Here is an 11,646-nt window from a genome sequence, read left to right as displayed (position 1 = left end):
ATTCGCTGACTATTTATATGCGGAAATTGCCACGCTTTTATGGCATAACATTATTAATCTGCAAATAATTTACGGGAGTAGTATGAGTCACCTGTTTGCCCATCTCGCTAGAATGAAGTTGATCCAACGATGGCCGCTCATGTACAACGTCCGCCGCGAAAACGTTCAAGAACATTCATTGCAAGTCGCTATGGTTGCCCATGCATTGGTTATTATCGGTAATCGCAAGTTTGGCACCAATTTATCCCCTGATAGGGCTGCAACCATTGCCATCTTCCACGATGCCAGCGAAATCTTAACCGGCGATCTGCCCACACCGGTTAAGTACTTTAATAAAGAGATTGAAGCTGAATACAAAAAAATTGAAGCGATTGCCGAACATCGACTGCTCGAAATGGTGCCAGAAGAATTTAAAGAAGATTATCGAGATCTACTCACCAGTGAGCACGCCGACAACGACTATAAACGCATCGTAAAATCTGCCGACACCTTATGTGCATATTTAAAATGCCTAGAGGAGCAAGGCGCAGGCAATCATGAGTTTAACACTGCTAAACGCCGCCTTGAATCGGCAATCATGAAAAACAGCGATCCTGCAGTGAAGTACTTTATGGAATGCTTTGTACCTAGCTTCACGTTAAATTTGGATGACATTAATCGGTTACTATAGCGTGATATACCAACGATGTAGAACCGCCTATTAGGGAGTGAGTATGACCTGTGAGTTATGGCACGAAAGACGACTAGCTGAGAACAAAAAACGCCGGGATGATCATCGCTCTCCTTACCAGCGCGATCGTGCCCGTATTTTGCACTCGGCGGCGTTTAGACGCTTGCAAGCTAAAACACAGGTACTTGGCGTCGGCATGAATGACTTTTACCGCACTCGCCTTACACACTCGCTTGAAGTCTCGCAAATTGGTACCGGTATCCGAGCCCAGCTTAAGCAAAAATATCCCGATTTAAACTATCTACTCGACTCGATGAGCCTGATAGAGTCACTATGCTTAGCTCACGACATTGGCCACCCACCTTTTGGTCATGGCGGTGAAGTCGCGCTAAATTACATGATGCGAAATGATGGTGGCTTTGAAGGTAACGGTCAAACATTTCGCATATTAACTTGCCTTGAGCCCTATACCGAACACTATGGCATGAACCTGTGCCGTAGAACCTTGCTCGGCATACTTAAATACCCGGCAGCCTATGGCACCCTATACCAAGAAGAGGTCCAAGAGGATGTGGTTAATCATCGCCAGTTAAAGCCGGCGCAATGGCCGCCAGTAAAAGGCGTCTTTGAAGACGATGTCGCTATCCTTAACTGGGTATTGTCACCGCTTTCAAGCCAAGATAAACATCTTTTTGGCAGTGCTACTCAAGTACAATCGGGTAGACACAAACGTACTCGTTATAAGTCGTTTGATGCCTCTATTATGGAACTTGCCGATGACACTGCATACGCTATCCACGATTTAGAAGATGCCATAGTAATGGGAATCGTCACCCAGTCGATGTGGCAACACGATGTGCAATCAAAACTCGAGCAAAGCGATGATGATTGGATTGCTAATGAATTTATCAGCATCGGTGAGGCGTTGTTTTCTGGGCAGCACCATTTAAGAAAAGATGCCATCGGCACCTTAGTTAATGGCTTTGTTACCGCAATATATATTGAAGAATTAACAGAGTTTAGTGAGCCATTGTTAAAGTATCAGGCAACGCTCACGCCAGCATTTAATGAAGCCTTGGCGGTCCTTAAACAGTTTGTGTTTAAATACGTCATTCGTAAGCCAGAAATACAAATGTTGGAATACAAAGGCCAACAAATTGTGATGGAGCTATTTGAAGCCTTCGCATCGGACCCTACGCGACTATTACCACTGAGCACTCAAGCGCGCTGGCAACACGCCGAGCAGCATGGTTTAAACAGCCAGCGGGTAATTGCCGACTATATCTCAGGCATGACAGATGAGTTTGCCGCGCGATTACACCAGCACCTGTTTAGTCCAAAAACGGATGCGATAATTGATCTTATATAGGCTTTTGCGGCAAATGGCGTAAGCACATTTGCCGCATCAGTTTTTGGCTAGGCTACCTTAACCAACTAGCCTACTTACCCTACTAGAGTGGGAAACAATCCTTTAAAGCCGGCTGCAATCACTTCTATGCCGATGGCCAACATTAACAATCCCATCAAACGGGTTATCACGTTAATCCCGGTCTTACCGAGAATTTTATAGATCATGGGCGCCAGTCGAAAAAGAGTAAAACTGGTTAAACCAAAAATCACTACTGTCAATGACATACCAATATGATTAATAAAACTATCGTGCTCTGCGGCGGAAACAATCACCGAGCTAATCGCACCGGGTCCTGCCATCAGGGGGAGCGCCAAAGGCACCACGGCAACCGACTCCATACCCGACGACTCGCCCTTCTCTTCTTGGTTACGCTTAACTTCACCAAGCTTACCTTGCAACATCGACATCGCAATAATGGCAATCAAACTGCCACCGGCAATTCTAAAGGCGGATAACGAGATGCTGAACATATTCAAAATATGTTGTCCCGCAAAGATAGTCACCACCAAAATAACCACCACAGCAAAGTTGGCAATTTTACCCGTTTGATTACGCTCTAAAGGAGTCTGATGACTGGTTAAACTCACAAATACCGGTAGCAAACCAATGGGGTTAATAATCGCCACCAAACCTAAGAAAAATTTAACATACAAGGTTAAATCCACTGCACAATCCCCATTACTACCTCTAGACCTTTCCACTAACATAAGTGACAAAATTTGATGCGCTAATGTACCTGAGGATTTGCCTAAGTAAAATGCAGATTTTCTAGCATATCTCACAACTTTGAATTAAAAATAAAGCAGAGAAATTGAGTAAATTGTTTACTCATTCAGCAAACAAGTCGTTAACATCGTTATTTAATTACATATACAGCCATAAATGCGGGTATGATCACAGATAACAAGCCGTTTTAGGTGTAATTTTTCTCCACAGGAGAGAATTTAGCCAAAAACGACTTTTGGCTAAATTTTTTCAAGGATCGCTTTATGACAGTCACTAATGAGCAAGAACTCAATCAACTGGTGCAGCGAGTAGCGGACGCGCAAGCTAAGTTCGCTAATTTCAGCCAAGCCCAGGTCGATAAGATCTTTCGCGCCGCAGCATTGGCTGCCGCTGATGCACGGATCTCGCTAGCCAAAATGGCGGCCAAAGAAACCGGCATGGGCGTCATCGAAGATAAAGTCATCAAAAACCACTTTGCGTCAGAATATATTTATAACAAATATAAAGATGACAAAACCTGTGGCATTCTCGATGAAGACCCCACTTTTGGTACCATCACCATAGCCGAACCTGTCGGAATTATCTGCGGAATTGTCCCAACCACCAACCCGACTTCTACAGCAATTTTTAAAGCGCTAATTAGCCTTAAAACACGTAACGGTATTATCTTCTCACCTCACCCAAGAGCCAAGGAGTCTACCACCACTGCGGCTAGACTTGTGCTCGAAGCCGCCGTTGAAGCGGGTGCACCGCAAGATATTATTGGCTGGATAGATCAACCAAGCGTTGCACTTTCTAACCAACTGATGACCCATGACAAAATCAATTTGATTTTGGCAACCGGTGGACCAGGCATGGTAAAAGCAGCCTACTCTTCAGGTAAGCCTGCAATTGGTGTTGGTGCGGGTAATACCCCAATTGTTATTGATGAAACCGCAGACATTAAGCGTGCCGTCAGCTCTATTTTAATGTCGAAGACGTTTGATAACGGCGTAGTGTGTGCTTCTGAGCAAGCGGTTGTAGTCGTCGATGAAGTATACGAGCAAGTTAAACAGCGTTTTGCCAGCCATGGCGGCTACATATTGAGCGCCGAAGAAGCACAAGCCATGCAACAGGTGATCCTTAAAAATGGTGGACTAAACGCAGATATTGTCGGACAAAGTGCAGCAACCATTGCAGCAATGGCCGATATTGTCGTACCAAGTTCTACTAAGGTGTTAATTGGCGAAGCGGATGACATCAGCGAAGCTGAAGCCTTTGCCCATGAAAAACTATCACCTCTGTTAGCCATGTATCGTGCCCAGGACTTTGAACAAGCCCTAGACAAAGCTGAAGCTTTGGTAACCTTAGGTGGCATCGGCCACACTTCTGGCTTATATACCGACCAAGATACCCAAACTGAAAGAGTCAAAACTTTTGGTTTTAGAATGAAAACCGCACGTATTTTGATCAACACCCCAGCCTCACAAGGCGGCATTGGCGATCTGTATAACTTTAAGCTAGCCCCATCGCTCACATTAGGTTGTGGCTCATGGGGTGGTAACTCTATTTCTGAAAACGTCGGGCCAAGTCATCTTATTAATAAAAAGATGGTGGCTAAGCGAGCTGAAAATATGTTGTGGCACAAACTCCCTTCTTCAATCTATTTCCGTCGCGGTAGCTTACCTATTGCATTAGAAGAGCTAAGCGATAAGAAACGAGCACTAATTGTTACGGATAAATACCTGTTTAATAACGGCTACTGTGACGAGACCATTAAAATCCTTAAGTCACAAGGTTTAGAAACTGACGTATTTTACGATGTTGAAGCCGATCCGACTTTAGCCATCGTTAACCAAGGCGCCAAAATGGCTGCCAGTTTCCAACCCGATGTCATTATTGCATTAGGCGGCGGCTCGCCCATGGATGCAGCCAAAATCATCTGGGTAATGTATGAACACCCAGATGTCGACTTTGCTGATCTAGCGCTGCGATTTATGGATATTCGTAAGCGTATCTATAAATTCCCAAAACTCGGTAAAAAAGCCAGTATGGTAGCGATTCCAACCACATCGGGTACTGGATCTGAAGTCACCCCATTTGCAGTAGTGACCGATGAAAAAACTGGCATGAAGTACCCCATTGCCGACTATGAACTCACGCCTAACATGGCCATTGTTGATCCAAACTTAGTTATGGATATGCCAAAATCACTTACTGCATTTGGCGGTATTGATGCTGTTACCCATGCATTAGAAGCCTATGTGAGTGTGATGGCCAACGAATACAGTGATGGACAAGCACTACAGGCGCTGGATTTACTGTTTAAACACCTACCTGATGCCTACGAGCACGGCGCTAGCGCTCCTATCGCTCGTGAAAAAGTTCACAACGGTGCCACCATCGCGGGGATTGCCTTTGCCAACGCATTTTTAGGTATTTGTCACTCAATGGCGCACAAACTGGGTGCGGAGTTCCATTTGGCCCACGGTTTAGCTAATGCACTGCTTATCAGCAACGTGATCCGTTTTAACGCCACTGATATGCCCACTAAGCAAGCGGCATTCAGCCAGTATGATCGCCCTAAAGCATTGTGCCGCTATGGCGCGATTGCCGACCACCTAAAACTGCAAGGCAATAGTGATGAAGAAAAAGTTGAAGCACTGCTTGAAAAAGTCGATGAACTCAAGGCGGCGATTGGCATACCGGCTTCAATTCAAGAAGCTGGAGTCAACGAAGCAGACTTCCTCGCTAAATTAGATGAACTAGCTGAAGATGCCTTTGATGATCAATGTACCGGGGCTAACCCGCGATATCCATTGATAGCTGAACTTAAACAGCTATTCTTAGACAGCTACTATGGCCGCGCATACCAAGATAGCTAACCGTTTATCGGTTTAACTTACCTATTAAAAAAGCCAGCAATATGCTGGCTTTTTTATGCGATTAACTGAGTTATTCGATTTATCGAAGCTCTACCCTACAGTGAAGCTTGTTGCGCTTTGGCTAACATTCTATTGGCGTGCAATAGCGGCTCAGTATAGCCTGACGGTTGCAGTTGGCCTTCGAACACTAGTGCACATGCTGTGTTAAAGGCAATACCGTTATAGCCCGGCGCCATACTTTGATAATCTTTATCATGTTGATTTTGGCCATCGACCACCACGGCCATGCGTTTTAAACTATCCATTACTTGGGTTTTATCACACACTCCATGGAGCAACCAATTAGCCAAATACTGAGATGAGATCCTTAAAGTTGCTCTGTCTTCCATGAGCCCGACATTGTGAATATCCGGCACTTTTGAGCAGCCTACTCCTTGGTCAATCCAGCGTACAACATATCCCAATATACCTTGGGCACAGTTATCGATTTCTTGCTGGATCTGTTGCTCGGACAGTTCATCAGCGTCAGTCATTAGCGGTAGGGTTAATAACTGCGTGAGTGTGGCTCTCGCTTGGCCTTTGAGCTGCTCCTGCTGCTGTTGCACATTAATTTGATGATAGTGAATCGCATGCAATACCGCGCCTGTAGGTGATGGAACCCAAGCCGTATTAGCCCCTGATTTAGGATGCGCGACTTTTTGCTCCAGCATTGCAGCCATTTCATCTGGCATAGGCCACATGCCTTTACCTATTTGTGCCACGCCTTGCAGCCCACAAGCTAGGCCAATATCGACGTTCCAGTCTTCATAGGCTTTAATCCAGTCTTGCTGCTTCATTTGCGATTTTGCCACCATAGCGCCAGCATGCATCGACGTATGAATCTCATCGCCAGTGCGATCTAAAAACCCTGTATTGATAAACACTACTCGCGCTTTAGCCGCGTGAATACAGGCTTGTAAATTAACCGTGGTGCGACGTTCTTCATCCATAATACCCATCTTGATGGTATTTGCTGCCAGTCCGAATGCCTGCTCAATACGGCTAAACAGTTTATCGGCAAAAGCCACTTCCTCTGGGCCATGCATTTTTGGTTTCACTATGTAAACTGAACCAGTACGGCTGTTACATTGGCCGTTGCCCTGTTTATTGAGATCGTGCATTGCAGCCAGTACGGTACACAAACCATCTAGGATCCCCTCTGGGATTGGCTGGTTGTGCTGATCTAACACCGCATCAATTGTCATCAGGTGGCCTACGTTACGGACAAACAATAGGCTGCGTCCTGGTAGGCTTAACGTGTTGCCGTCTGCTACTTGATATTGTCTATCGCTATTTAAGGTGCGAGTCAGTTGCTGGCCACCTTTGTTAAGCGAGGCCGTTAAATCGCCTTTCATTAGCCCAAGCCAATTACGGTAAACTTCTACTTTGTCTTCGCCATCGACTGCGGCCACTGAGTCTTCGCAATCCATAATGGTGGTGACAGCTGCCTCAATCAGAAGATCTTTAACCTTAGCGCTATCCTCTTTGCCAATAAGGTGGCTAGCATCAATTTGAATTTCTACGTGCAAGCCATTGTGTTTAAGTAACACCGCACTTGGGTTAGCTCGCTCGCCTTGAAAACCAACAAACTGTGCTGCATCTTTAAGAGATGTTTGCTCACCGGATGCTAACCTAGCAACTAGTTGCTGCTCGTCTATGTGGTAACTGACCACTTGCTCATGACTGCCTTGGCTGAGTGCAAAGTGGCTATCAAGCATCGCTTTAGCGTATGCAACCACCTTGGCGCCTCGAGCAGGATTATACTTAGTCCCTTTTTCTGCCCCGCCACTTTCTGAAATGGCATCGGTGCCATAAAGCGCATCATATAGACTGCCCCAACGGGCATTGGCGGCATTTAGCGCAAAGCGGGCATTTTTTACCGGCACAACAAGCTGCGGCCCGGCCTGATGAGTAATTTCGTTATCAACGTTTTCCGTGGTTATCGAAAATGGCGCAACATCAGCGACAAGATAGCCAATTTGCTGTAAAAACTGCTGATACTGACTGGCATCAAACTTATCGCTGCTATGTTGCTTATGCCATTGGTCAATTTGCTCTTGTAGCTGTTGACGTTTAGCCAACAAAGCGGTGTTCTCCGGGCCGAGATCCTTGACGATATCGGCTAGTGCTTGCCAAAATTGTTCGGCGGCGACACCTGAGCCGGGTATCATTTCAGCTTCTACCAATGCAGCTAACTCGCTATCTATTTGTAGTCCACTATGCTCAACATACATTTTCATACTGCATCCCCTGCGCTGTACTCACCGCATTGCCGTGATTAACTAAACCTTATTTGATACTAACCCAACCTATAAAAATAATAAAAATATATATTATCAATCACCAATATTCACCAAAGTTATTTTAGTCGCTATTTGTCAGTAATAAAACAACATTTTAACTTCTTCACTAACACTAAGGTTTAGTACAAGCGATTGAGATCATCAGCGGTTTGGCTGATAAGCTGCCGCATCCACCTATGGGCTGGATTGTGCTGTAGTAAAGGGCTCCAAGCCATTGTTAATGCAATAGGAGGGATAATAAATGGCGGCTCTACTATGGTTACATTAGGATTATTCTCGTGTTGACGCGCCATCTTACTTGGAATTGTGGCGATCAAATCTTGTTGTTCTGCCAACATACAGGCCGCCTGATAATGGCGAGTAAATACCGTTATTCGACGTTTCTGACCGATACGACTTAAGGCTTCATCTACCCAGCCTAAGCGCTGTACATCCGCCGGATCCATACCTACCCCCACGCCCATGCCGGTTTTACTGACCCACACGTGATTAGCGCTCAAGTAACTATCTAAGCTAAAGCGTTCTAAAACCGGGTTACTGTTACTGACTAAACAACTAAAGTCATCGTTCCACAGGACTTTTTGATGAAACGACTGCGGAATACTGTCAAAACGGTTAATGACCATATCAACCCGGCCCTGCTCAACATCAAGAAAGCTCACATCACTTGGGGTCATGATATCCAAGATAACCCCTGGCGCATGTTTACGTAATTTGTCGATAAGTGGCGGTAATAGTGTGGCTTCGGCATAGTCACTGGCCATAACCCGAAACACTTGTTCACTTTCTAACGCGTTAAATTTAGCTCTGGGTTGTACGGCTTTCTCCAAACCAATAATTAACTCACTGATTATAGGTTGGATTTCTTGAGCCCTTTCGGTTGGCGTCATGCCTTTACTGGTTCTTATCAGTAATGGATCATCAAATAACACCCGCAGACGTTTTAAGCCATTACTCATAGCTGGCTGGCTGATCCCTAACTGATCTGCAGCCTTTGTCACATTTCTTTCACGTAGCAATACATCCAAATAAACCAATAAATTCAGGTCAATACGAGCTATATTCATAAAACAAATACCGAGAATAGTAAGTATAAATTAGCGTTATTAAACACGATATGACTATTATTTTCAACGTAATCAATCGCCGCTAATCATTTGTTAAAGGAATACTATCATGACGAACTACAGAGCTAACATCGATGAAGCTGCTACCTTGATTAATGCTGAAGGTAGTGCTTGGAACGCAATCAACCCAGAGTCAGTAGCGCGCATGAAGCTGCAAAACCGTTTTAAGACCGGTTTAGATATTGCCAAGTACACTGCCAAAATTATGCGTGAAGATATGGCTAACTATGATGCCGACTCTTCGCAGTACACGCAGTCATTAGGTTGCTGGCATGGATTTATCGGTCAGCAAAAAATGATCTCTATTAAGAAGCATTTGCTGACAACTAAGCGCCGTTACCTATACCTATCTGGTTGGATGGTTGCGGCACTGCGTAGTGAGTTTGGTCCCCTTCCTGACCAATCTATGCATGAAAAGACTTCTGTAGCATCGCTTATTAAAGAGCTATACACATTCTTACGCCAAGCAGATGCACGTGAACTCGGTGGCTTATTCAGACAGTTAGACGCTGCCCCTGAAAGCGAAAAAGCGGCTATCCAAGATAAAATAGATAATTTTGAAACCCATGTGGTTCCGATCATTGCTGACATTGACGCAGGTTTTGGTAACGAAGAAGCGACCTACCTCATGGCCAAACAGATGATTGAAGCGGGAGCTTGTTGTATCCAGCTTGAAAACCAAGTGTCTGACGTTAAACAATGTGGTCACCAAGATGGTAAAGTTACGGTTCCACACGTCGAGTTTTTAGCAAAAATCAACGCTGTGCGTTATGCGTTCTTAGAGCTAGGCATTGATGATGGGGTTATTGTTGCCCGTACTGACTCTCTAGGTGCTGGCTTAACCCAAAAAATTGCCGTAACCAACGAGCCAGGCGATTTGGGTGAGCAATACAACGCTTTCTTAGACGTAGAGCCAGTAGATGCCTCAACCCTTGCAAACGGTGATGTGGTATTCCAGCAAAACGGTCAACTAGTCAAACCCGCCCGCTTGCCTAATGGTCTATTTAAATTCCGTCAAGGCACCGGTGAAGCGCGTTGCGTACTGGATTGTATTACCTCTCTACAAAATGGTGCGGACTTACTTTGGATTGAAACAGAAAAACCCCATGTGGCGCAGATTGGCGGCATGGTAAACGAAATCCGTAAAGTGATTCCAAATGCCAAGCTTGTTTACAACAACTCGCCATCATTTAACTGGACGCTCAATTTCCGTCAGCAAGTATTTGATGCCATGCAAGAAGCCGGTGAAGATACTTCAGCGTACGATCGCGACAAGTTAATGAGTGTTGATTACGACGGTACTGAGCTTGCAACTGTGGCTGATGAGAAGATCCGTACCTTCCAAGCAGACGCTGCACGTGAAGCGGGTATTTTCCATCACCTAATTACCCTACCGACTTACCATACGGCGGCCTTGTCTACGGACAACCTAGCTAAAGAGTACTTCGGTGACCAAGGTATGCTGGGTTACGTCGCCAATGTTCAGCGCAAAGAGATCCGTCAAGGTATCGCCTGTGTTAAACACCAAAACATGGCTGGCTCTGATATGGGTGATGATCACAAAGAGTACTTCTCTGGTGACCAAGCACTTAAAGCATCAGGTAAAGACAACACCATGAACCAATTTAGCTAAGCCGAGACTTGTCGGTGGTTTTTGAAGTGGACCACCTACCCTCAAATTAGCCATAAGCAAAAAGCCAGCATACGCTGGCTTTTTTACTTTTAGTGATTAGCACTATTTTTACCAATAGCGGAACAAATAAATTTACTTAATTGTCACCAAGCAAAATTATCAATTAATAACTCAGAAAATCAATAACATAATTACATGCCATACTTTGCTTTAACGCATTTTCTAGTCACAGCTAATGAGGCTAGTTTCCCCCTGCCTTTCAACCTAACTAAACTTTTACTGGCCTTGCCTCAGGTACGCTAAACTTTCGCGGAATGACTATATGTTGATACTGACTTTATGATTATTCACTGCAGGTAATTTGATAATGCCTACTCACGTTTTGGCTGATCTTTCCCCAGTTTGAGGCTTTTACCCTTAACTGGTGATGATCGAATGATGCTTGGCAATCGAACACTTCATACACATTGAATCTGTTTTCAATTTCATCATCGGGACTGACCTCAAACTTAATGCAGCCCGGTTCTGCTCTAGTTAACGTACTATGAAGCACAAGCCCGCGTTTGACCGCGTCCATATCAGCAACAGGCACCATGATGTAACCTTGCAGGACTATTTTTGCCAAATCCTTATCCCTCGTTGTGTATCAAGCAAGTTAGACAAAGTAAAACAAAAGCTACGCCCAGTCACTTAGAATCATTTCAACTTGGCCACGATGAGGTTAACACTGTTTAGCTGTTTACTTGTCCCCTTTGCGTACGCTTTTTAAAAGAGTACGCGCTATATAAGCTAAAGGCGACAATAGGACTGAGACATTATGCGAAGTTAAAATACTCGCAATACGTTCAGCCCAATTCATCCACTTCGCTTAGC

General features: G+C 44.8%; 8 protein-coding genes. 4 read left to right on the top strand and 4 right to left on the bottom strand.

Annotated elements, in window-relative coordinates:
- Window positions 1–82 precede the first annotated feature (82 nt).
- Together yfbR and FLM48_RS10560 are read left to right on the top strand one after the other, a co-directional pair.
- Window positions 83–670: a 5'-deoxynucleotidase gene (yfbR, locus tag FLM48_RS10565; protein WP_179024612.1), complete on the top strand. Its 588-nt coding sequence runs from the start codon at window positions 83–85 to the stop codon at window positions 668–670.
- A gap of 43 nt (window positions 671–713) precedes the next feature.
- Entirely contained in the window at window positions 714–2,039 is a 1,326-nt protein-coding gene (locus tag FLM48_RS10560) for an anti-phage deoxyguanosine triphosphatase (protein WP_179024611.1), read from the top strand.
- 74 nt (window positions 2,040–2,113) lie between these two features.
- Here the strand turns inward: FLM48_RS10560 and FLM48_RS10555 are convergent, their stop codons facing one another.
- Window positions 2,114–2,746: a YchE family NAAT transporter gene (locus tag FLM48_RS10555; protein WP_179024610.1), complete on the bottom strand. Its 633-nt coding sequence runs from the start codon at window positions 2,744–2,746 to the stop codon at window positions 2,114–2,116.
- A gap of 324 nt (window positions 2,747–3,070) precedes the next feature.
- On the opposite strand from FLM48_RS10555, the gene adhE reads away from it, so the two are divergent.
- On the top strand, window positions 3,071–5,671 hold the full coding sequence (gene adhE / locus FLM48_RS10550; protein ID WP_179024609.1) for a bifunctional acetaldehyde-CoA/alcohol dehydrogenase: 2,601 nt from the start codon (window positions 3,071–3,073) through the stop codon (window positions 5,669–5,671).
- 95 nt (window positions 5,672–5,766) lie between these two features.
- On the opposite strand, the gene FLM48_RS10545 is transcribed toward adhE, so the two are convergent.
- Both FLM48_RS10545 and FLM48_RS10540 read right to left on the bottom strand, forming a co-directional pair.
- Complete coding sequence (locus FLM48_RS10545; RefSeq protein WP_179024608.1) at window positions 5,767–7,950, bottom strand: malate synthase G; 2,184 nt, start codon at window positions 7,948–7,950, stop codon at window positions 5,767–5,769.
- A gap of 182 nt (window positions 7,951–8,132) precedes the next feature.
- A complete protein-coding gene (locus FLM48_RS10540; RefSeq protein WP_179024607.1) occupies window positions 8,133–9,080 on the bottom strand; it encodes a LysR family transcriptional regulator in 948 nt (315 codons plus the stop codon).
- A gap of 109 nt (window positions 9,081–9,189) precedes the next feature.
- Here FLM48_RS10540 and FLM48_RS10535 point away from each other — a divergent pair, with 109 nt between their 5' ends.
- Window positions 9,190–10,773 carry an isocitrate lyase gene (locus tag FLM48_RS10535; RefSeq protein WP_028772155.1) on the top strand — a complete coding sequence of 528 codons (1,584 nt, stop codon included), beginning with the start codon at window positions 9,190–9,192 and terminating at the stop codon, window positions 10,771–10,773.
- A gap of 343 nt (window positions 10,774–11,116) precedes the next feature.
- Here FLM48_RS10535 and FLM48_RS10530 read toward each other — a convergent pair whose 3' ends face one another.
- On the bottom strand, window positions 11,117–11,398 hold the full coding sequence (locus FLM48_RS10530; protein WP_179024606.1) for a putative quinol monooxygenase: 282 nt from the start codon (window positions 11,396–11,398) through the stop codon (window positions 11,117–11,119).
- Between the last annotated feature and the right edge of the window lie 248 nt (window positions 11,399–11,646).

It is taken from the genome of Shewanella sp. Scap07 (assembly GCF_013394145.1).
In the GTDB taxonomy this organism is placed as follows: domain Bacteria; phylum Pseudomonadota; class Gammaproteobacteria; order Enterobacterales; family Shewanellaceae; genus Shewanella; species Shewanella waksmanii.
The sequence above is the reverse complement of the archived record's forward strand: the minus strand, read 5'-3'. Positions and strand labels throughout refer to the sequence as shown.

Bases quoted from the DNA above. Each gene is read 5' to 3' on its own strand.
- FLM48_RS10535 (WP_028772155.1), top strand. From the start codon at position 9,190: ATGACGAACTACAGAGCTAACATCGATGAAGCTGCTACCTTGATTAAT.
- FLM48_RS10560 (WP_179024611.1), top strand. From the start codon at position 714: ATGACCTGTGAGTTATGGCACGAAAGACGACTAGCTGAGAACAAAAAA.
- yfbR (WP_179024612.1), top strand. From the start codon at position 83: ATGAGTCACCTGTTTGCCCATCTCGCTAGAATGAAGTTGATCCAACGA.
- FLM48_RS10540 (WP_179024607.1), bottom strand. From the start codon at position 9,080: ATGAATATAGCTCGTATTGACCTGAATTTATTGGTTTATTTGGATGTA.
- FLM48_RS10545 (WP_179024608.1), bottom strand. From the start codon at position 7,950: ATGAAAATGTATGTTGAGCATAGTGGACTACAAATAGATAGCGAGTTA.
- adhE (WP_179024609.1), top strand. From the start codon at position 3,071: ATGACAGTCACTAATGAGCAAGAACTCAATCAACTGGTGCAGCGAGTA.